18 protein-coding genes are annotated in these 20708 nt (G+C 70.4%); 8 read left to right on the forward strand and 10 right to left on the reverse strand.

From position 1 onward, the window contains the following. Window positions 1–26: 26 nt before the first annotated feature. The 6 genes from ACFYXF_RS32010 to ACFYXF_RS32035 all read right to left on the reverse strand — a co-directional run bounded on the left by ACFYXF_RS32010 (window position 27) and on the right by ACFYXF_RS32035 (window position 7062). Window positions 27–596 carry a hypothetical protein gene (locus ACFYXF_RS32010; protein ID WP_389354889.1) on the reverse strand — a complete coding sequence of 190 codons (570 nt, stop codon included), beginning with the start codon at window positions 594–596 and terminating at the stop codon, window positions 27–29. A 211-nt stretch (window positions 597–807) separates the two neighbouring features. Further along, window positions 808–1719 carry a UTP--glucose-1-phosphate uridylyltransferase gene (locus ACFYXF_RS32015; protein ID WP_389354891.1) on the reverse strand — a complete coding sequence of 304 codons (912 nt, stop codon included), beginning with the start codon at window positions 1717–1719 and terminating at the stop codon, window positions 808–810. Between the two features lie 214 nt (window positions 1720–1933). After that, window positions 1934–3118, reverse strand: coding sequence for an MDR family MFS transporter (locus tag ACFYXF_RS32020; protein ID WP_389355095.1), 1185 nt, complete (start codon window positions 3116–3118; stop codon window positions 1934–1936). A gap of 29 nt (window positions 3119–3147) precedes the next feature. Next, on the reverse strand, window positions 3148–4908 hold the full coding sequence (locus ACFYXF_RS32025) for an ABC transporter permease subunit (protein WP_389354893.1): 1761 nt from the start codon (window positions 4906–4908) through the stop codon (window positions 3148–3150). 3 nt (window positions 4909–4911) lie between these two features. Then, window positions 4912–6417, reverse strand: coding sequence for an ABC transporter substrate-binding protein (locus ACFYXF_RS32030; protein WP_389354894.1), 1506 nt, complete (start codon window positions 6415–6417; stop codon window positions 4912–4914). A gap of 108 nt (window positions 6418–6525) precedes the next feature. Further along, window positions 6526–7062: a GNAT family N-acetyltransferase gene (locus tag ACFYXF_RS32035; protein WP_389354896.1), complete on the reverse strand. Its 537-nt coding sequence runs from the start codon at window positions 7060–7062 to the stop codon at window positions 6526–6528. Window positions 7063–7244: 182 nt separating this feature from the next. On the opposite strand from ACFYXF_RS32035, the gene ACFYXF_RS32040 reads away from it, so the two are divergent. From ACFYXF_RS32040 to ACFYXF_RS32055, 4 genes are all read left to right on the forward strand, one after another. Beyond that, window positions 7245–8195: an ATP-binding protein gene (locus ACFYXF_RS32040; protein WP_389354898.1), complete on the forward strand. Its 951-nt coding sequence runs from the start codon at window positions 7245–7247 to the stop codon at window positions 8193–8195. Between the two features lie 60 nt (window positions 8196–8255). After that, window positions 8256–8648, forward strand: coding sequence for an SCO5389 family protein (locus ACFYXF_RS32045; protein ID WP_235473749.1), 393 nt, complete (start codon window positions 8256–8258; stop codon window positions 8646–8648). A gap of 84 nt (window positions 8649–8732) precedes the next feature. After that, window positions 8733–11573, forward strand: coding sequence for an excinuclease ABC subunit UvrA (gene uvrA / locus ACFYXF_RS32050; protein ID WP_389354900.1), 2841 nt, complete (start codon window positions 8733–8735; stop codon window positions 11571–11573). Window positions 11574–11578: 5 nt separating this feature from the next. Further along, the gene (locus ACFYXF_RS32055; RefSeq protein ID WP_389354902.1) at window positions 11579–12583 is read left to right on the forward strand and encodes an RNA polymerase sigma factor; all 1005 of its coding nucleotides are present in this window, start codon (window positions 11579–11581) and stop codon (window positions 12581–12583) included. A 3-nt stretch (window positions 12584–12586) separates the two neighbouring features. On the opposite strand, the gene ACFYXF_RS32060 is transcribed toward ACFYXF_RS32055, so the two are convergent. Further along, window positions 12587–13549 (reverse strand): alpha/beta hydrolase, encoded by a 963-nt coding sequence (locus ACFYXF_RS32060; protein WP_389354904.1) that lies wholly within the window; start codon window positions 13547–13549, stop codon window positions 12587–12589. A 168-nt stretch (window positions 13550–13717) separates the two neighbouring features. Here ACFYXF_RS32060 and ACFYXF_RS32065 point away from each other — a divergent pair, with 168 nt between their 5' ends. Next, window positions 13718–14176 (forward strand): MarR family winged helix-turn-helix transcriptional regulator, encoded by a 459-nt coding sequence (locus tag ACFYXF_RS32065; protein WP_389354906.1) that lies wholly within the window; start codon window positions 13718–13720, stop codon window positions 14174–14176. Window positions 14177–14308: 132 nt separating this feature from the next. Here ACFYXF_RS32065 and ACFYXF_RS32070 read toward each other — a convergent pair whose 3' ends face one another. Beyond that, window positions 14309–15754: an MFS transporter gene (locus ACFYXF_RS32070; RefSeq protein WP_389354907.1), complete on the reverse strand. Its 1446-nt coding sequence runs from the start codon at window positions 15752–15754 to the stop codon at window positions 14309–14311. Window positions 15755–16002: 248 nt separating this feature from the next. On the opposite strand from ACFYXF_RS32070, the gene ACFYXF_RS32075 reads away from it, so the two are divergent. The 3 genes from ACFYXF_RS32075 to sthA all read left to right on the forward strand — a co-directional run bounded on the left by ACFYXF_RS32075 (window position 16003) and on the right by sthA (window position 19535). Then, window positions 16003–16587, forward strand: coding sequence for a TetR/AcrR family transcriptional regulator (locus ACFYXF_RS32075; RefSeq protein ID WP_389354909.1), 585 nt, complete (start codon window positions 16003–16005; stop codon window positions 16585–16587). 127 nt (window positions 16588–16714) lie between these two features. Then, window positions 16715–18031: a YhgE/Pip domain-containing protein gene (locus tag ACFYXF_RS32080; protein ID WP_389354911.1), complete on the forward strand. Its 1317-nt coding sequence runs from the start codon at window positions 16715–16717 to the stop codon at window positions 18029–18031. A gap of 100 nt (window positions 18032–18131) precedes the next feature. Next, window positions 18132–19535, forward strand: coding sequence for a Si-specific NAD(P)(+) transhydrogenase (sthA, locus tag ACFYXF_RS32085; RefSeq protein WP_389354912.1), 1404 nt, complete (start codon window positions 18132–18134; stop codon window positions 19533–19535). Window positions 19536–19567: 32 nt separating this feature from the next. On the opposite strand, the gene ACFYXF_RS32090 is transcribed toward sthA, so the two are convergent. Together ACFYXF_RS32090 and ACFYXF_RS32095 are read right to left on the reverse strand one after the other, a co-directional pair. Then, entirely contained in the window at window positions 19568–19753 is a 186-nt protein-coding gene (locus ACFYXF_RS32090) for a DUF397 domain-containing protein (protein WP_389354914.1), read from the reverse strand. Then, complete coding sequence (locus ACFYXF_RS32095) at window positions 19750–20619, reverse strand: Scr1 family TA system antitoxin-like transcriptional regulator (protein ID WP_389354916.1); 870 nt, start codon at window positions 20617–20619, stop codon at window positions 19750–19752. The genes ACFYXF_RS32090 and ACFYXF_RS32095 overlap by 4 nt, the downstream gene beginning before the upstream one ends. Window positions 20620–20708 lie beyond the last annotated feature (89 nt).

Genomic DNA, 20708 nt, shown 5'->3' on the forward strand with positions numbered 1-20708 from the left:
GTACTGGTGACTGCTGTCGAGGACTTTCAGGGCGTGTACGACAGCCCTGCGGGCGGCCCTCGACCACTCACCGCGTATCGGAGGAGAAGCCGACGCGGCCGGGCGACCGCCGCCGACATGCGCACCGGGACCGGGCGGGGCACCACGGCGGGCGCGTCCCGCCACCAGGCGGCGAGACCCGGCACGAAGGCGACGGCCCAGCTCAGCAGCGACCACAGCGCGGCCTCGCCCCGCCGCAGGCACCAGGAGGCGGCCAGGGCGGCGAGGACGTGGGCGCTCATGACGTGGGAGTGCGCGTGGGCCATCGACATCCCGGGGTGATGCATGGGCGCCATGGTCCGGCCGCGCACCGCCCCGAACGCGAGGTGCAGCCCCGCCTGGGTGGCCAGCGTCAGGGCACCGATCCCCGGCAGCGACCGCTCCCGTCCGCCGAGCAGCCACCCGGCGGCGAACACGCCCGCGAACCCGAGGCCGTCGGCCGTCAGGCCCGGTGGCCGGCCGGTCGCGAGGCCGTGCGCGGCGGCGGCCAGCAGGACACCCACCGCGGCGAACACCACGGCGCGCAGACTCCGTACCGCCGGGGACGCGTCGCTCATCGTGCCGGGATCCTCCCACGGCCGGATTCCGGCACCATGCGACGGGTCGCCCCTCCCGGTCCATGAGCGCCGACCGGGACATTTCAGCCCGTCCGGCGTTTGAGGACGAGCGCGTTCAGCGCGATACGGGGGCCTGGGGGCAGAGCCCCCAGAACGGGACCGCGGAGCCACCCGACTCCGACGGTCACCACCCCCAGCCAGGACCGCGGAGTCATTCTGCTCCTGCGGTCTCCTGATCCTCCAGTTCCTTCGCCAGGCGGCGCAGATGCGGGCCGTACTCCGGGTCGTTGAGCGCTGCCGCGAACTGGGCGGTCAGGTAGGCGAGGGGGTTGCCGGTGTCGTACCAGCGGCCGTGGATCACCTGGCCGTAGACGGCGCGGCTGGCGGCGTAGGCGTTGATCGCGTCGGTGAGATAGACCTCACCGGTGCGGTGGTCGTACCAGCGCTTGGTCTGTTCGCGCAGTTCGTCGATGATGCCGGGCGTGATGACGTAGCCGCCGATGGCCGCGTACGACGAGGGCGCGTCCTGCGGGCGGGGCTTCTCGACCAGGCCGGTGATGCGCAGCAGCCCGTCGTCGAGGTCCTCCTTGACGACGGGGACGCCGTAGCGCTGCGAGTCGCCCGGGTCCATCGGCATCAGCGCGAGGACCGGGGAGTTGGTGGCCTCGTACGCCTTGATCAGCTGCTGGGCGCGCGGGACCTCGGCGACGAACACGTCGTCGGGCCAGAGCACGAGCAGCGGCTCGTCGCCGATGTTGCGCGAGGCGTTGAGGACGGGGGTGCCGTTGCCGTAGGGGCCCTGCTGGTAGAGGTAGGTGATGTGGCCGAGCCGGGAGAGTTCGCCGACCTCCTCCACGGCGTCCGCGTACGCCGACTTGCCGTCGGCGCGCAGCTGGTCGACGAGGCCGGGGTTGGGCCGGAAGTGGTCCTGGATCAGCCCCTTGTCGCCGGACACGACGATGGTGATGTCGGTGATGCCGGAGGCCACGAGCTCCCGGACGGTGTGCTCGATGACGGGCTTGTCACCGACGGGCAGCATCTCCTTCGGTGTCGCCTTGGTGAGCGGCAGCAGCCGGGACCCCAGTCCGGCTGCGGGAATGACTGCCCTGCGAATCGTGGCCATGGGCCCCCCTGTACGAAAACGCGTACGTTTCATCGGTCGGTAGGTCGGTAGTACTTGTTGCTGGTACTTGGTCGTGCTCGGTTGTTCATGGTCCTGCTCGGCGGTGCTCGGCGCCCCTCACCCGCGCGTGTCGGCGCGGGTGGTGTGACGCTACCAATCGGCATGCCCCACCGCCGCACTCCCCAGACCCTGCAGGTGCTCCCCCGGCCACCGGTCAGGCCCGTCGCGGCAGTACGGCGATGGCCGCGAGGGGTACGGCGGCCAGCACCAGCCAAGGGACGGCGGCGGGCAGTCCGGTGTCGAGGAGGGTGCCGGTCAGCGAGCTGCCGACCAGCACGATCAGGCCGGAAACCGACGACAGGGCGCCGGTGTAGAGCCCGAGCCGACCCTCTTCGGCGAGGTCGGGGACCCAGGCGCGGGCGACCGGCGCGACCAGCATCTGGCCGAGGGTGAGCAGGACGACGAACCCGGCGGCGGGCAGCAGTCCGACGGTTCCGGTCCAGGCCGCGGGCCTGGCCAGCGCCACGACGGCGAATCCGGCGGAGATCAGCAGCATGCCGACGATCATCGAGCGGCGCAGGGCGAGACGGTCGCCGACCCAGCGGGTGACCGGCAGTTGGGCGGTCACGACGAGCAGGGAGGAGAGGGCGAACAGCCAGGCCAGGGCGGTCTGCGAGCCGGTCGCGCGCTCGACCTCGGCGGGGAGTGCGAGGTACAGCTGGTTGTAGGCGAGGAGATAGGCGCCGTACGCGGAGCAGAGTGCGAGAAACCGACGGTTGCGCAGCAGTGTGCGCACGCCCCCTTTCGCGCGTATGCGCTCCCTGCCGGGTATGTGCTGCGGGAGCAGCCAGGCGTGCCCGGCGAGGACGAGTACGAAGATTCCGGCGCCCGCGAGACACACGACACGGAAGTCGACGGACAGCAGCAGTCCGCCGAGCAGCGGCCCGACGAAGGCGCCCGCCTGTCCGGCGACGGTGAACAGGGCGAGGACGCGGGTGCGTGAGCCGTTGCCCCGCTCCTCCCAGACCACGGCCTGCCGGGCGACCTCGGACTCGACGGCGGGCGAGAAGAGCGCGGCGGCGAAGCCGATGAGGAGGACGGCGCCGATGACGGTCGCGGTCGAGTCGGCGTAGCCGAGCCAGGCGAAGCCGGCGATGCGCAGGGCGCAGCCCGCGAGCACCACGGGCCGGATGCCGTACCGGTCGGCGAGCGCACCGCCGACCACGAACAGCCCCTGCTGACTGAAGGTACGCAGCCCGAGCACGAACCCGACGAGCCAGCCGGCCATGCCGATCGCCTGCCCGAGGTGCTCGGAGAGAAAGGGCAGAACGGCGAAGAACCCGACGTTGAAGGCGAGTTGGGTGAGGATCAGCAGCCGGAGCAGCGGCGACAGCCGCATCTGGCTGGTCGCCTTGCCGTCGGCGATGGTCACTGGAAGACCAACTCTCGTGATTCCGGACGCGGTTGATCCGCCCGCACCGCCCTCCGCGGCCGCCGAACCCTGAGTCCCGCAGCCGTCACTGCCAACGCGCCGAGCAGAGCGAGTACGGCCGCCGGGGAGAGGACCGCCCAGGGGGCGCGTTCCGCGTACGGCTGGTTCTCGGCGAGGAGCAATCCCCATTCCGGGGACGGTGGTTGGGCGCCGAGGCCGAGGAAGCCGAGGGCGGCGAGGGCCAACGCGACTGCGGGCAGGCGCAGTAGGGCGTGCCGGGTGACCGGGGGCAGTGCGGCGGGCAGGAGTTCGTGGCGCAGGACGTACCAGCGGTCGGCGCCCAGACCCCGGGTCGCCGTGACATGCAGCGTGGCCCGTTCCTGGCGCAGCAGTGCGGCGGTGTGCGCGGCCAGCGGGGCCCAGGCGACGGCGGTCACTGCGAGCGCGGGGGTGGCCCCGCCGCTGCCCACTACCGCCGTGACGAGCAGCGCGGCGAGTACGGGCGGTATCGCGTTGACCGTGTCGACGAGCGGTCCGGACACGCGGGGAACCAGCCCCAGCACCAGGCCGATCAGCAACGCTGCGGCGCTGATCGCGGAGGCGAGCAGGAGCGTGTCGAGGGCGCCGTGTCCGACGCGGGCGAGGACGTCGCGGCCGAGCGCGTCCGTGCCGAACGGGTGTGTCCAGGACGGGGGTTGGAGCCGGGCCCGGGTGTCCAGAGCCAGGGGGTCGCGTGGCAGGCCCAGGGCGACGACGCCGAGCAGCACTCCGGCGAACAGGAGGGGTGGGGTGCGGCGGGCGGGCGGGCGGGGGCGGTGCAGGGAGGAGAGGCCGCCGTCACGCAGGGCAGGGCCGATCAGCAGTCGGGCTGTCAGCCGGGTTCCGCCCGCTGCCAGCGCTGCCAGCAGGACCAGGGCGAGGGTGCTCGCCTGGAGGACCGGCAGGTCCTGGGCGATGGCGGCCTGGAGGGCGGTGCGGCCGAGGCCGGGGATGTCGAAGATCTGCTCGACGGCGACCGAGCCGCCGGTCAGCCCGACGACGAACAGGCCTGCGTTAGGCAACAGTCCGGGCAGGCAGCGGCGTACCGCCTGGCTCGCGATCCGCCTAGCCGGGATGCCGCGTGCGGCGGCGGCCAGTGCCCAGGGTTCGGCGAAGGCACCGGGCAGCAGATCGTCGAGGAGCCGGCCGAGCAGCGCCCCGGCGGGCAGGCCTATGGCGAGCCCGGGCAGGATCGTCCACTGGAAGCCGTACCAGCCGAGGGCGGGCAGCCAGCCGAGCTGGACGCCGACGACGGTGGCCAGCACGGACGCGGTGAGGAACTCGGGCAGTGCGGCGACCATCGCCGAACCGCTGCCGCCGGTGCCCCGCCGCCCGGCGCTCCACAGCGTCGGGGCGCACACCAGCGCGGCGACGAGAACGGCGATGGTCAGCGCCACGGCCATCAGCAGCAGCGAGGCGCCGAGGGCCTCCAGCACTCCGGGCATGACCTCGCTCCCGGAGATCCAGGACCGCCCGGCGTCCCCGCGCGGCAGCCCGCCGAGCCACTCCCCGAGCAGCCGCAACGGACCGGCGTCCAGGCCGAGTTGCTCCCGGATGTCGGCCAGCACGGCCGGGGTGGCCTCGCGCTCCGCCGACCGGGCCTTGAGCACGGTGAGCGCCGGGTCGGTGCGGGTCAGCCAGGGCAGCAGGCCGATCCCGCACACGAGCAGCGCGGCGAGCAGGGCACGCCACAGGAGCGTGCCCACACGACCCCGCACGGGTCAGCGCCGGGTTCCGGTACCGACCAGCGTGCGCTCGTACGGATCGAGGAGCACGCCCTGTACGCCGGCGTCGACGCCGGTGATGATCCGCTGGTGGACGAGCGGGACGACGGCGTCGGCGCCGAGGATCAGGGCCTCCGCCGCCAGGGCCGCGTCCTGCCGCTTGGCGGTGTCCTCGATGCCCTCGGCCTCGGCGACGGCCCGGTCGACCTTCTTGTCGGAGAGGAGGGAGAGGTTGTAGCCGCCGTCGGAGGTGTAGTCGCTGGCGAGCACGGAGACGGGGTCACCGGAGTCGAGCATGGTGTTGCGGGCGGCGACGACGGCGTCGAACTTCCCGGCCAGCGCGTCGCTTTCGAGGCGCGAGTACTCCCGTACCTCCAGCGTCACCTTGAACCCGGCCTTCTCCAGCTGCTGCTTCAACACCTGGGCGGCTTCCGGGAGTTCGGGCCGGTTGTCGTACGTGGCGAGGGTGACGGCCGTGCCGTCGGGCGCCGCCGCCTTCGCGCGCCCGGTGGGCTGGACGCGCTTGCCCTCGGCCCAGGTGAGCGCCGGGCCGTAGATGCCCTGGCCGGCGTCGGCGTGGCCTTCGTAGACACCGTCGGCGATGGCGGAGGTGTCCACGGCGGCGCGGGCGGCGGCGCGCATCTCGGCGTCCTTGAACACGCCCGACTTGGTGTTGAGGTGCAGGGAGGTGGTGCGGGCCGTGGCGGTCTCGCGGCGGGTCGCCTTGTCGAGGGAGGCGGCCTGGGCGACGGGGATCGATTCGGCGATGTCGACCTGGCCGGTGCGCAGGGCGTTGGCGCGGGCGGTGCCGTCGGCGATGAACCGGGCGTCGATGCCGGCGGCCTGGGCGCGTCCGCCCCAGTAGTCGTCGAAGCGGTCGAGGGTGGCGGCGGTGGAGCCGGTGGTCTTCGTCAGCTCGAAGGGGCCGGTGGCCGTGCCCACGGGGTCGACGGTGCCCTTCTTCGCGTACGCCTTGGGCGCGAGGACGGCGAGACCGGGGCTGGAGAGGCGCAGCGGGAGCACGGGGTCGGGCTCGGCGGTGGTGACGGATATGCGTCCGTCGGCCGCGGCCTTCGCGGTGAGGGTGACGCCGGTGAGGGCGGCCGGCTCGGGCTCGGCCTGGGTGGCGTGGGTGAGGGCGGCGGCGACGGTGGCCGCGGTGACGGCGGTGCCGTCCTGGAAGGTGGCCTCGCGCAGGGTGAACTGCCAGGTGCGGTCGTCCTGGCGGGTCCAGGACTCGGCGAGCGCGGGGGCGGCGGAGCCGTTGGCGTCCAGGGCGGTCAGGCCCTCGGTGACGCCCAGGCGGCTGAGCAGGGTGGCGTCGGCACCGTACGGCGAGAGGTTCTCGGCGGGCGGGAAGGCGAGCGCGACCTTCAGCCGGGGGCCGGACCCGGCGTCGGACGACGAGTCGCCGTCGTCGCTGCCGCTGGAGGCGAAGCAACCGGTGAGCAGCGGGGCGAACAGCAGTCCGACGAGCAGTCGGCGACGGCGGGGGGTGCGCATGATCCTCAGTTCTGTGAAGGGGGCGGTGCGGCACGGACGGAGGCCGCACGGAAACTGGACCCTATATGATTATCATTTCCAGTAGCCAGCCCGAGCGGCCGCCTGCGATCACAGCTCCAGCGGAACCTCGAAGTGGACGACGCTCTGCCCGCCACCCACGTCCTCGCGCTCGTCGTGCACGACCTTGCCCAGTGACCGCCAGAAGCCCTCGGCGCCGGTCACCGCCGGGTCCGTGTGCAGATACACCGCGCGATACCCACCGTCGGCCGCCGCGAAGGCCAGCAGTTCGGCCACCAGCCGCCGGGCCAGACCGCGCCTGCGGTGCTCGGGACGCACGTACACCCGGCGCAGTTGCGCGGTGGCGCCCGAGGGATAGCGCTCGGCGACATGGCGCGGGTTCGGCGGATGCAGGGGGCCGCGCGAGTCGAGGGCGGCGGTGGCCACGACGTTCGCGTCGCGCTCGTCGACCGCGACCAGGAGGGTGTGGCGGGCGGGCGCGAGATATGCGGACGCGGGGTCGACTATGTCGCCGTGCCAGCGGGGCACGTACCCCGTCCCGAAGTCGCGGTAGACGGTGTCGAGCATGACGGCCCGCGCGCCGTCGAGGTCACCGGGGGTCGCCGTCCTGATGCCGTAAGGATGCACTTGCACATGATATGCATTTAGGAACGTCGAACAAATGGCCGCCCAACTCGACACCGCTGCACCCCAGTTGAGGGCGAGGCGATTTGACAGGACCCCAGGCGCCGCATAAATACTTGCCACATGACATTCATTTTCAAAACGGCTGGCAAAGAGGCCGCCGCCGGTCGAGGAGCTGCCCGGTAATGCGCGTCGCGTTCGTCGGCAAGGGCGGCAGCGGCAAGACCACGCTGTCCGCACTGTTCTCCCGCCATCTCGCACGCTCCGGCGCGCCCGTGGTCGCCATCGACGGCGACATCAACCAGCACCTCGCCGAAGCGCTCGACCCGGTCGGGGGCGAGGCGTTCGCCGCGCCGCCGCTCAGCGCCCACCTCGGTGACATCAAGGACTTCCTGCGCGGCACCAACCCGCGCGTCGAGTCGCGCGAGGCCATGGTCAAGACGACCCCGGCCGGCCGTGGCTCACGGCTGCTGCGCCCGCTCGGCGACGACGAGATCCACCAGCGGCACGTCGAACGGGTGGGCGGCGTACCGCTGATGGCGACCGGCGCCTTCGAGGAGAGCGACCTGGGCGTCGCCTGCTACCACTCCAAGCTGGGCGCGGTGGAGCTGTACCTCAACCATCTCGTCGACGGTCCCGGTGAGTACGTCGTCGTCGACATGACCGCCGGCGCGGACGCCTTCGCCTCGGGGCTGTTCACCCGGTTCGACATGACGTTCCTGGTCGCCGAACCGACCCGCAAGGGTGTCTCCGTCTACCGCCAGTACCGCGACCACGCCCGCGAGTTCGGGATTCCGCTCGCGGTGATCGGCAACAAGGTCACCGGCGAGGACGACCTGCTCTTCCTCAAGGAGGAGACCGGCGACGACCTGCTCACCCACTTCGTCCAGTCCTCCTGGGTGCGCGCCGCCGAACAGGGCCGCGACCAGGGCGAGTTGGAACCGCACAACCGGCACGCGCTGAACCAGCTCAAGGACGCGCTCGACGCCCGCCCCAAGGACTGGACCACCTTCCAGCGGCACGCCGTCGAGTTCCATCTGCGCAACGCCCAGGCGTGGGCGGACAAGGCGACGGGCCTCGACCTGGCGGATCAGGTGGACCCGGAGTTCGTGCACGGGCCCGCCGCCTTCACCTGACCACACCCCACTGCCCCACTGCACCACTTCATGAGATCGAAAGAACAGGACACCCCTTTCATGTCGCTCGACGTCTCGCCCCAGCTCCTCGCCGAAGCCGAGCAGGGTGACATCCGCGAGGACGACTTCGTCGAAACCGTCCGCACCTCCCTCCCCTACGCCTACGACCTCATCGCGGACCTCGCGTCCGAACTCCAGGGCGGCACCGCCGAGTTCGCCGACAACCAGACCCCGCCGCCCTCCGAGCAGGAGCGCGGCCAACTGCTGCGGGCGCTGGCCAGCGACGCGATCCGGGGCAGCCTGGAGCGGCACTTCGGCATCGCGCTCGCCTTCCAGAACTGCCACCGGGTCGCGGCCTTCCACCCCGGCGCGCAGAACGGCGAGACCTACGCCCGCTTCACCTCGCTGCGCTCGCAGGTCCTCAACCAGTCACCGGAGTTCCGCGACTGCTGACGGGGCGATCCCGATCTCCCGGCCCCAAAAAAGTTGATAACGATTCGGCAGCCCTACGGCCCCCTGCCCTCTACGGTCGAAGGGGTGAAAGACCGCATCGTCATCAAGGGCGCCCGTCAGCACAACCTCCGGGACGTCTCCGTGGAGCTGCCCCGGGACGCGCTGATCGTATTCACCGGGGTGTCCGGTTCCGGGAAGTCGAGTCTCGCGTTCGACACCATTTTCGCCGAGGGGCAGCGGCGTTATGTGGAGTCGCTGTCGGCGTACGCGCGGCAGTTCCTGGGGCAGCTCGACAAACCCGATGTCGATGTCGTCGAGGGCCTGTCGCCGGCCATCGCGATCGACCAGAAGACGACCGGCCGCAACCCCCGTTCCACCGTCGGCACGATCACCGAGGTCTACGACCATCTGCGGCTGCTGTACGCCCGTGTCGGCCGCCCGCACTGCCCGGTGTGCGCCGAGCCGGTCAGCCGGCAGACCCCGCAGCGGATCGTGGACCGGCTGCTGGAGCGGCACGAGGGTGCGCGCGTCCAGCTGCTGGCCCCGGTCGTCCGGGACCGCAAGGGTGAACACGCCGAGGTCTTCCGCCAGTTGATGTCGGACGGCTTCAGCCGGGTCCGGGTGGACGGCGTCACCCTGCCCCTGTCGGGCGGAACACCCGTGCTGGACAAGCGAGTCAAGCACTCCGTAGAGGTCGTCGTGGACCGGCTGACGCTGAAACCGGGGGTACGACAGCGGCTGACGGAGTCCGTCGAGACGGCCCTCGGTCTCGCGGGCGGTGTCGTCTGGGCCGACTTCGTGGACCTCGAAGTCACCGCTCCCGAGCGGGAGTCGAGGTTCTCGGAGCGGATGGCGTGCCCCCGGGCCCACGACATCGACCTGGAGTCACTGGAGCCGCGCCTGTTCTCCTTCAACGCGCCCTGGGGAGCCTGCCCCGAGTGCGCGGGCCTCGGCGCCCGTACCGAGGTGGACCCCGAACTCGTCGTAACGGACGCGGAGTTGTCGCTCGCCGAGGGTGCGATCGCGCCCTGGACCAACACCAGCGGCGCCGACTACTTCGCCCGCCTCCTCGAAGCGCTGGCCGCCGAACTCGGCTTCAGCACCGCCACACCCTGGCGCCAACTGCCCGCCGCCGTACGGAAGTCCGTGCTGCACGGGTCCCCGGGGCAGCTGCACCTCTCCTACCGGAACCGGTTCGGGCGCGAGCGTTCGCATCTCACCCGGTTCGAGGGGGTGTTGCCGCACATCCGGCGTCGCCACGCCGAGGCCGACGGTGAGGGGCGGTTCGCGGGCTATATGCGCGAGGTGCCGTGTCCGGCCTGTGCGGGGGCACGGCTGCGGCCGAGCGTGCTGGCCGTCACCGTGGGCGGCCGGAACATCGCCGAGCTGACCGCGCTGCCGATCGATGAACTGGCCCTGTTCATAGGTGAGTTGAAACTCAAAGGCTGGGAACTCCGGGTCGCCGAAACCGTACTGGCGGAGATCACCGAACGGCTCCGCTTCCTTCTCGATGTCGGGCTCCACTACCTGTCCCTGAACCGGCCCGCCGCGAGTCTGTCGGGCGGGGAGGCACAGCGCATCCGGCTCGCGACGCAGATCGGTGCCGGACTGGTCGGGGTGCTGTATGTGCTGGACGAGCCCAGCATCGGGTTGCACCAGCGCGACAACCGGCGGCTGATCGAGACGCTGCTGCGGCTGCGCGACCGGGGCAACACGGTGATCGTCGTGGAGCACGACGAGGACACCGTGCGGATCGCCGACTGGGTCGTGGACATCGGTCCGGGCGCCGGTGAACTCGGCGGACACGTGGTCCATTCGGGCAGTACGGAGGAGCTGCTGGCCCACCCCACCTCCCTCACCGGCGCGTATCTCTCCGGCCGCCGCCGGATTCCGCTCCCGGCGACGCGCAGACCGCGTACCGAGGGCCGTGAACTCACCGTCCACGACGCGTCCGAGCACAACCTCCGAAACATCACGGTGTCGTTCCCGCTCGGGCAGTTCGTCGCGGTCACCGGCGTCTCCGGATCGGGCAAGTCGACGCTGGTCAACGACATCCTCCACGCGGCCCTCGCCAAACGCCTGTACCGGGCCCACCAGGTGCCGGGACGCCATCGGACGATCACCGGGATCGAGGAGATCGACAAGGTCGTCCAGGTCGACCAGTCCCCCATCGGCCGCAGCCCGCGCTCCAATCCGGCGACGTACACGGGCCTGTTCGATCACCTCCGCAAGCTGTTCGCGCAGACCCCGGAGGCGAAGGTGCGCGGCTATCTGCCGGGCCGGTTCTCGTTCAACGTCAAGGGCGGGCGCTGCGAGCACTGTTTCGGCGACGGCACGATCAGGGTCGAGATGAGTTTTCTGCCGGACGTGTATGTGCCGTGCGAGGTGTGTCAGGGCGCCCAGTACAACCGCGAGACCCTGGAGGTGCACTACAAGGGGAAGTCGATCGCCGACGTCCTCGCCCTGACCGTCGAGGAGGCTCTGGCCTTCTTCGACGGGCACGGGATCATCTCCCGGCATCTGGGCGTCCTGCACGACGTCGGCCTCGGTTATGTCCGGCTCGGCCAGGCGGCCACCACCCTCTCCGGCGGCGAGGCGCAGCGCGTCAAGCTCGCCGCCGAACTCCAGCGGCGTACGCGGGGGCGCACACTGTACGTACTGGACGAGCCGACGACCGGGCTGCACGTCGACGACGTGCGGCGCCTGCTGGCCGTACTGCATCGACTCGTCGACGCGGGGAACACGGTCGTGGTCATCGAGCACAACCTCGATGTGGTGAAGACGGCGGACTGGGTGATCGACATGGGGCCGGAGGGAGGGACCGGCGGCGGCCGGGTGATTGCCCAGGGCACTCCGGAACACGTGGCGGCCGAGGCTCGTTCTCATACAGGGACGTTCCTGCGTGCACTCCTGGAGAGGAAGTGAGCACGATGGCGACCGACACCGAGGTGACCGAAGTGTTCGACCCGGCCACCGAGGACGAGAGCGATGCTCCCCTCCCCCGGCTCGGCAACGCGGGAGGTTCGGTCGACCAGGTGCGGGACTATCTCCGGCTCATCTCCCGGGTCCGGCTCCTCAGCGCCGAACAGGAGGTCGACCTCGCGAAGCGCATCGAGGCCGGGCTGTACGCGGAGCACAAACTGCTGGAGGAGCCGCCCGAGGACGCCGTGCTCCGACGGGAGCTGGAGATCGTCGCCGCGGACGGGGAGCGCGCCAAGTCCCACCTCATCGAGGCGAACCTCCGGCTGGTCGTGTCCGTCGCCAAGCGCTACACGGGCCGGGGGCTGCTGTTCCTGGACCTGATCCAGGAGGGCAACACAGGCCTGATCCGGGCGGTCGAGAAGTTCGACTACGCCAAGGGCTTCAAGTTCTCGACGTACGCGACCTGGTGGATCCGGCAGGCGATCTCCCGCGCGCTGGCCGACCAGGGCCGGACCATCCGGATCCCCGTCCATCTGGTCGAGGTCATCAACCGGGTGGCCCGCACCCGCCGCGAGCTGATCCAGGACCTCGGCAAGGAACCCACGCCGGAGGAGCTGGCGGAGAAGGCGGGCGTCGACGTGGAGCGGCTCCCCGAACTGGCCTCCTACACCAGGGAACCCGTCTCGCTGCACACCGCCCTCAGCGAGGACGGCGACGGCGAGTTCGGCGACCTGATCGAGGACCGCGACAGCGTCACGCCCATGGACATGGTCACCTTCCTGCTGCTCCAGGAGACCATCCGGTCCATCCTCGCGGACATGACGCCACGGGAGGCCGGGATCATCTCCCTGCGCTACGGCCTGTCCGGCGGCCGGACGAGAACCCTGGAGGAGATCGGCCAGGTGTACGGCGTGACGCGCGAGCGGATCCGGCAGATCGAGTCGAAGACGATGTCCAAGCTGCGCCACCCGTCCCGCTCCCAGATCCTGCGGGACTACCTCGACGCCATGTGAGCCTCAGACGGTGCCGAGTGCCGTACGCAGGGTGCCGATCGCCTGCCCGATGGCGGCCTCGGCGGCATGCGTCCCGCGCAGGGCGTTGAGCATCACGAAGTCGTGGATGATCCCCTGGTAGCGGACGGCGGTGACGGGTACGCCCGCCTCGCGCAGCTTGTTCGCGTACGCCTCGCCCTCGTCGCGCAGGACGTCGGCCTCGGCGGTGATGACCAACGCCGGGGGCAGACCGGTGAGTTGGTCGGTGGTGGCGCGCAGCGGCGACGCGGTGATCTGGGCGCGCTCGGACGCGTCGGTCGTGTACTGGTCCCAGAACCATTCCATGGCGTCCCGGCGCAGGAAGTAGCCCTCGGCGAACTGGCGGTAGGAGCCGGTGTCGAAGGAGGCATCGGTCACCGGGTAGAAGAGGACCTGCTGGACGAGCGGCACATCGCCCCGCTCCTTGGCCATCAGGGTCAGGGCGGCGGCCATGTTGCCGCCGACGGAGTCACCGGCCACCGCGATCCGGATGGCGTCCAGGTGGTGGTCGGCGCCGTCGGAGACGATCCAGCGGGCGACGGCGTAGTTCTGCTCGATCGCGACCGGGTAGCGGGCCTCGGGCGAGAGGTCGTACTCCGGGAAGACGACCGCGGCCCGTGCCCCGACGGCCAGTTCGCGCACCAGACGGTCATGGGTGTGGGCGTTGCCGAAGACCCAGCCGGCGCCGTGGATGTAGACGATCACCGGCAGTACGCCCTGGACCCCGGCCGGGCGGACGATCCGCGCCCGGACCTCTCCGGTGGGACCGCCGGGGACGGTGACCCACTCCTCGTCGACGGCGGGCTTGGTGATCTCGCCCGACTGCACCTCGTCGACGGTCTTACGGCCCTCTGCCGGGCCGAGGTCGAAGAGGTACGGCGGGTTCGCGGTCGCCTCGGCGAAGGCGGCTGCGGCGGGTTCGAGAACGGGGCGGGTGTCGGTCGTCATGGCGATCTCCTCGGATCGGGTGCGGTTTTCGCCGGGAGCGGCGGGCACATCTGAAGAGTAGCGCTCGATTAAGTCGTACACAACTAATTGGCTCACGACTTATTAGCTGACGACTAATTGGTGTCCGATACGATCGAGGGGACACCGCACGAACACAGGAGTCGCACCGTGAGCGCACCCCGAAGTGCACCGCCGCAGGAGGGCTCCCTGCTCCTCGACGACCAGCTCTGCTTCGCCCTCTACGCGGCCTCCCGGGCGGTCACCGCCCGCTACCGGCCACTCCTGGACGAGCTGGGTCTGACCTATCCGCAGTACCTGGTGATGCTGGTGCTGTGGGAGCAGGACTCGATCTCCGTACGGGACCTCGGCCACGCCCTCCAGCTGGAGTCGAGCACTCTCTCCCCGCTGCTGAAGCGACTGGAGGGCAATGGCCTGCTGCGGCGGGAGCGGCGGGCGGAGGACGAGCGCTCGGTCGCCCTCCGCCTCACCGAGGCGGGTGCCGCGATGCGCGACCGGGCGGGCACGGTGCCTCTCGCCATCGGCGACGCGATGGGCCTGACGCCCGAACAGGACGCGCTCGCCAAGCAGTTGCTGCGCCTGCTGACGGCCAACGTGAGCGGTGGCTGACGGCGGCGCTCCGTCTCAGGAGGATCCGCGGGACATGTAGTTCGTTCACCGCGGGCCGGTGGGGGCTTGTCGCGCAGTTCCCCGCGCCCCTAAAAACCGGGGCACGGGCCGGCTCCCCCGGCTGAACCTTGGTCAGGTGCGGGTGGCGGTCTCGGGCTGCGCGGGTGACGGGTCGGCGGCGGTTCGTGCTGCACCCAGGGGCTGTTCTGTACGGGTGGTCGGTACCAGGAGGGCTGCCAGGGCGGCTGCCAGGCAGAGGAGGGCCAGTAGGGCGAAGCCGTGGGTGTAGCCGGATTCGTACGGGAGGCCCGAGGGCTGGAGGGTGCTCGTGACCAGGACGCTGGTCAGGGCTGCGCCGATCGAGCCGCCGATGGTGCGGACGTTGGCGTTCATGCCGGTCGCCGCGCCGGTCTGCTCGGGCGGGACGCTGCCGACGATCAGGTTGGCCATCGAGGCAAAGGCCAGTCCGATCCCGAGGCCGAACACGCCTGCCACGAAGGCGACTTGCCACTGCTCGTCGTGCCAGAGGGTGAGGAATCCGCAGGCGACGGCGCCGAGCGCGGCACCGGCGGTGAGCAGCTTCTTGGCGCCGAACACCGGGGTCAGCCGGCCGCCCAGCACGCCCGACAGGAACATCGCGATCAGCATCGGCAGCATGAGCAGTCCGGCGGAGGTGACGCTCGCGCCGAATCCGTACCCGGCGGAGGCGGGCGTCTGGACGAAGCCGGGGAGGAAGGACCAGATCGAGTACATGCCCGCGCCGAAGAGCAGCGCGGCGGTGTTCGTGGTCCACACGGCGGGCAGGCGCATGACCTTCAGGTCGATGAGGGGGGTGCTGGAGCGCGCCTCGGTCAGCAGCCAGAGGGCGAAGAGGAGTACGGCGGCCACGAACAGGCCGATCGTCCGGCCCGAGCCCCAGCCCCATCGGGTCGCCTGGCTGAGCGGCAGCAGCAGGGCGACCAGCCACGCCGACAGCAGTACGGCACCGAGCCAACTGACGCGTCCCACCGCCCTGTTGGGCGACTCGGGGACATAGCGGACGGCGAGGAGCGTGGTGACGGCTACGACACCCACGGGCAGCCAGAACAGCCAGCGGTAGTCGAGCGCGGTCACGATCGGCCCGGCGGCCACCATGCCGACCCCGCCGCCGGCCGCGAGTACGGCGGACAGGTTGCTGATGCTGCCGCTCACCTCACCCGGCGGGAACTCGTCCCGGATGATCCCGAACGACAGCGGGAACAGCGCGCCGCCCGCGCCCTGGACGACCCGGGCGAAGATCAGTACGCCGATGTTCGGCGCGAGCGCGGCGAGCAGACAGCTGAGCGTCACGACCACGAGGACGGCGACAAGGGTGCGTTTCTTGCCGATCAGGTCGCCGACGCGGCCGAGGATCGGGGTGAAGACCGAGGCGGACAGCAGGAAGGCCGTCATCACCCAGGTCGCGGTGGACTGCGAGGTGTCCAGGGCGTGCTGGACGGTCGGCAGGGCCGGCGCGATCAGCGACTGGAGCATGGAGAACACGCCCGCACCGGTCGCGAGGACCGCGAAGGTGAGGCGGGTGGAGCGTGTGGCGCGCATGGAGCCAGTGGACTTGCGGGGCATGGGAGAGACATCTCCGAACAGAGGTGGCGGAGGGGAAATGAAGGAGGGCGGCGTTCGCGCATGCCTGCGATGCGCACGGCCGTACGCGTCACAGGGGGAACGCACCCCCGACTGCTAAAGTGGAGGTACGCCTCCACTCTATCGGAGGCCCACCTCCGCTTCAATACCGGAGGCTCACATCCGTTTCGAGCGCGCCGGACCGGCGCCCGGCCAGGGAGGCATCCGTGACGGCACAGCCGTACCCCGTCAGTGGTTTCGCCGCGGCGCAGCGCCCGCACCGCAAGGACGCGGCGCGCAACTACGACGCCCTGCTGGCCGCCGCGCGCGAGGCCTTCGCGGAGCACGGCTCCGAGGCGTCCCTGGAGGACATCGCCCGGCGCGCGGGCGTCGGCATCGGCACCCTGTACCGGAACTTCCCCACCCGCCGCCATCTCTTCGAGAGCGTGTACGCCGACGAGGTGGACGCCCTGTGCCGGTTCGCGCTGGAGGTCGCCGACCAGCCGCCGTGGGAGGCGCTCACGGCGTGGCTGCGCCGTTTCGTGGGGTACACCGTGACCAAACGGGCCGTCCGTGAGGCCCTGAACCACGAGTCGGAGATCTTCCTGGCCTGCCGGGACTCGATGTACCAGGCGGGCGGCCCGCTGTTCGAGCGGGCGCAGGTGGCCGGGGAGGCGCGCAAGGACATGACCTTCGACGACCTGGTGCGTATGCTCGCCGGCATCACCTCGACGAACTTCCTCGACGAGACCCAGCGCGACCGCGTCCTGGCGGTGGCGCTCGACGGGGTCCGGGTGCACATGGCGCGGTAGTTGTACGTTCGTTGTCGTCACCGGTTCGGCGAGTCGCTCGCGCGGCCGTGCCGCCGTACGCCTGATCCTGGCCGGGCGGGCGGCGACCACCTCCGGTCCCGGGCCGCCCCAGAGCCACCGGAGAGCCATGCCAGCCGACGACAGTCAGTCCTCCGAGACATCCTCCGAAACCCCCTCCCCCGCCGCCGTCCGTGTCCAGGCGCGTGCCGGCGCGCTGCTGGGCCGGCCCAAGCTGTGGCTGCTGCCCACCGTCCTGACCGGGCTGCTCGCGCTGCTGCTGTCGCTGCTCTACATGGGCGGCATCGTGAGCCCCAACCGCGATCTGCACGATCTGCCCATCGGCATCGTCAACGCGGACCGGGGCGAGCCGCTGACCGGTCAGCGGGAGAACCTGGGTGCGCAGATCGTCCAGGCCGTCACCACCGACACCTCCGGCGGCGACAAGGCCGAGTGGCGCGAACTGAGCCTCGCCAAGGCCCAGGACGAGCTGGACTCGGGCAAGCTCTACGGAGCGCTGGTCGTGCCGGACGGCTTCACCGCCTCCGTCGCCGCGCTGACCGGCACGAGCGCCACCGCACGTCCGACGCTGACCGTGCTCACCAATCCCGGCAAGGGCAGCCTCGGTTCCTCCCTCGCCAGTCAGATCAGCACGGCAGCCGCCCATCAGGCCTCGCAGAACATCGGCAAGCAGCTCACGGCGAGCGCGACAGGGGCCGATGCGACGGCGAAGCTACTGCTGGCCGACCCGGTCGCGGTCACCACCCAGGTCGGGCATCCCATCGGCACCAACAGCGGCCTCGGCCTGACCACCTTCTACTTCACGCTGCTGCTCGTGCTGGCCGGATTCATGGGCGGCAACGTCATCAGCAACGCGGTGGACACCTCCCTCGGTTACGCCGACAACGAGATCGGCCCCTGGCACACGCGCCGGCCCACCGTGCCCATCGACCGCACCCAGACCCTGCTGCTCAAGATGGGCATGACCGCCGGGATCACCCTCCTCAGCGTCTCCCTGGTCATGCTCGCCACCGTCGGCATCCTCGACATGGACGCCGACCACCTGCCCCTGCTGTGGCTGTACTCGTACTGCGCCACCCTCGCGGTCGGTCTCGGCGTCCAGGCCATCAACGCGGCCTTCGGCGGGATCGGGCAGCTCGTGTCGATGTTCGTGTTCATCGTCCTCGGCCTGCCCTCGTCCGGGGCCACGGTCCCGCTCCAGGCGGTCCCGGGCTTCTACCGCTTCCTGTCCGCCTTCGAACCCATGCGGCAACTCGGCGACGGGGTGCGCGCGATCCTCTACTTCGACGCCCGCGGGGACGCCGGACTGACCCGCGCCTGGATCATGATCGCGATCGGCACCGCGCTCGCGCTGCTCTTCGGCTTCACGATGACCCGCTACTACGACCGCAAGGGCCTCGAACGCCTCACTCCGCAGCCTTCTTGAGTCCTACGGGGCTTCTTGGGCCCTCCCGGGCCGGAGTGGGCGCCAATCGTTGCCCGTTCACCCTTTCGAACGTCGGCCTCGGACTGACACACTCACGAGGGTGCCCGACTTCGACATGCTTGTCATAGGATCCGGTCCGGGCGGCCAGAAGGCCGCCATCGCGGCGGCCAAGCTCGGCCGCCGGGTCGCCGTCATCGACCGCCCCGACATGGTCGGTGGGGTCTCCATCCACACCGGCACCATCCCCTCCAAGACCCTGCGCGAGGCGGTTCTCTACCTCACCGGCCTCACCCAGCGCGATCTGTACGGCCAGAGCTACCGCCTCAAGGAGGACATCACCGTCTCCGACCTGACCGCGCGCACCGAGCACGTGGTCGACCGCGAGGTCGATGTCATCCGCAGCCAGCTGTCCCGCAACCATGTCTCCCTGTTCGCCGGCACCGGCCGCTTCGTCGACGACCACACGGTCGCACTGCGTGAAGTGACCGGCAACGAGCGGCTGTTGAGCGCCGAGCACATCGTCATCGCCACCGGGACCCGGCCGGCCCGCCCGGACAGCGTCGAGTTCGACCAGCAGACGGTCCTGGACTCGGACAACGTGCTGAACCTGGAACGGGTGCCGCGTTCCATGGTCATCGTGGGCGCGGGGGTGATCGGGATGGAGTACGCCTCGATGTTCGCCGCGCTCGGCAGCAAGATCACGGTGGTCGAGAAGCGGGCCGGGATGCTCGACATGTGCGACATCGAGGTGATCGAGTCGCTCAAGTACCACCTGCGGGACCTGGCCGTCACCTTCCGGTTCGGGGAGACGGTCGCGGCGGTGGAACGGCATCCCCGGGGCACCCTCACCATCCTGGAGAGCGGCAAGAAGATCCCCGCGGACGCCGTGATGTACTCGGCGGGCCGCCAGGGCCTCACCGACGAACTCGCCCTCGACAAGGCCGGGTTGTCAGCCGACCGACGCGGCCGGATCACGGTCGACGAGCACTACCGCACCGAGGTCCCGCACATCTACGCCGTCGGCGACGTCATCGGCTTCCCGGCCCTCGCCGCGACCTCGATGGAACAGGGCCGGGCGGCGGCGTACCACGCGTGCGGCGAGCCGGTGGACCAGATGCACAACCTCCAGCCCATCGGCATCTACACCATCCCCGAGATCAGCTTCATCGGCCGCACCGAGGACCAACTCACCGAGGACAGCATCCCGTTCGAGGTGGGCATCTCCCGCTACCGCGAACTGGCCCGGGGCCAGATCATCGGCGACTCCCACGGCATGCTCAAGCTCCTGGTCTGCCCGGAGACCCGCAAACTCCTCGGCGTCCACTGCTTCGGCACGGGAGCGACGGAACTGATCCATATCGGCCAGTCCGTGATGGGTTGCGAAGGCACGGTCGACTACCTGGTCAACGCGGTCTTCAACTACCCGACGCTCGCGGAGTCCTACAAGGTGGCCGCCCTGGACGCGACGAACAAGCTGCGCCAGATCGACAGGTTGCGGGACTGAGTCACGCCGTACGGCTGGGCCTGGCCGAAGGCTCAGCCGTGCGCGGCGTAGCGGACGAACGAGGTCCAGCCTTCGCGGCCTATCGCGAAGTGAGGGCGCGTCAGGTCCTTGGAGTCCCGTACGCAGATGGCCTGTTCGGCGGCGGCGACCTCTATGCAGCTGTCGCCCTGGCTACCGCTGTAGCTGGACTTGAACCAGGCGAGTTCCGTCGTGCTCATAGTTCTCCTCGGATTCGCTCCAACAGGCCCCGCGAGTCTTTGGGATTCAGGGCCTGCGAGCGCAGTCTGTCATAGCGCTGGTAGAGGAGGCTCACCTCTTTCGCGTCAGCGATAAGACGGCCGTTCTGCTGGCCTTCCGAGTACGCGAGCCGCCGACGCTCCGGAGTCTCCAGAAGCTGCACGGGACCATCGAGACACGCGTGCAACCCCCCATCCAGCGGCACGACTTGAAGCGTCACATTGCGCGGCGCGCTGTGCTCCAGAACATGGTCGAGCATGGTCCGCATCTGCTCCGTGTCCCCGAACCTTCGCCGGAATACATGCTCCTCGACGATGAAGCTGAACGGGACGGTCGGCCGCTCGTACAGCATCGTCTGCCGCTCCAGCCGCACGGCCAGCAGCGTCTCCAACTGGTCGTCCGTGACCACCGGAATGGTGCCCTCGAACACGGCACGCGCGTACCCCTCCGACTGCAGAAGCCCCGGCACGAGCCGACACTCGTACGTGCACAGGCTCACTGCCATCTTCTCCAGCCGGGCCCAGCGTCGGAACCAGGCCGCCAGCCCGGCACCCCCGCGTGTCAGGAACTTCGCCGACTTGCGCAGCGCCCCCGTGTTTCCCGTCGCGGCCTCCGCCAGTTCCACGAAGGACTCGTCCGCCATCCGGCGCCCCAACTCCACCGACTCCACGGTGTACTTGGAGAACCGGACCTTCTCCCCGAACTCGACCCTGCTGTACCCGGCGTGCTCCCGCAGGGCCTGGACGACGGCCCCGAACGTCCGCAGACTGTCGGAGGGGCCGGGCTCCCGCTCCACCTCACCAGCCGTCGGCTCATCGGCGTCCATGTTCTCCGTACCGTCCGTCATGCGCGGCCACCTCCAGGTGCGTGTCAACTCACCCAGAGTGACGGAAAGATCCGCGTACCGTCTACAGAATGTCCCCGTACGCTGACGCA

This window comes from Streptomyces sp. NPDC002680 (assembly GCF_042889145.1).
Taxonomy (GTDB): Bacteria; Actinomycetota; Actinomycetes; order Streptomycetales; family Streptomycetaceae; genus Streptomyces; species Streptomyces adonidis.

Coding starts and splice junctions, on each gene's coding strand:
- ACFYXF_RS32010 (WP_389354889.1), bottom strand. CDS start 596: ATGAGCGACGCGTCCCCGGCGGTACGGAGTCTGCGCGCCGTGGTGTTC.
- ACFYXF_RS32015 (WP_389354891.1), bottom strand. CDS start 1,719: ATGGCCACGATTCGCAGGGCAGTCATTCCCGCAGCCGGACTGGGGTCC.
- ACFYXF_RS32020 (WP_389355095.1), bottom strand. CDS start 3,118: ATGCGGCTGTCGCCGCTGCTCCGGCTGCTGATCCTCACCCAACTCGCC.
- ACFYXF_RS32030 (WP_389354894.1), bottom strand. CDS start 6,417: ATGCGCACCCCCCGCCGTCGCCGACTGCTCGTCGGACTGCTGTTCGCC.
- ACFYXF_RS32040 (WP_389354898.1), top strand. CDS start 7,245: ATGCGCGTCGCGTTCGTCGGCAAGGGCGGCAGCGGCAAGACCACGCTG.
- ACFYXF_RS32045 (WP_235473749.1), top strand. CDS start 8,256: ATGTCGCTCGACGTCTCGCCCCAGCTCCTCGCCGAAGCCGAGCAGGGT.
- ACFYXF_RS32055 (WP_389354902.1), top strand. CDS start 11,579: ATGGCGACCGACACCGAGGTGACCGAAGTGTTCGACCCGGCCACCGAG.
- ACFYXF_RS32060 (WP_389354904.1), bottom strand. CDS start 13,549: ATGACGACCGACACCCGCCCCGTTCTCGAACCCGCCGCAGCCGCCTTC.
- ACFYXF_RS32070 (WP_389354907.1), bottom strand. CDS start 15,754: ATGCGCGCCACACGCTCCACCCGCCTCACCTTCGCGGTCCTCGCGACC.
- ACFYXF_RS32080 (WP_389354911.1), top strand. CDS start 16,715: ATGCCAGCCGACGACAGTCAGTCCTCCGAGACATCCTCCGAAACCCCC.
- ACFYXF_RS32090 (WP_389354914.1), bottom strand. CDS start 19,753: ATGAGCACGACGGAACTCGCCTGGTTCAAGTCCAGCTACAGCGGTAGC.
- ACFYXF_RS32095 (WP_389354916.1), bottom strand. CDS start 20,619: ATGACGGACGGTACGGAGAACATGGACGCCGATGAGCCGACGGCTGGT.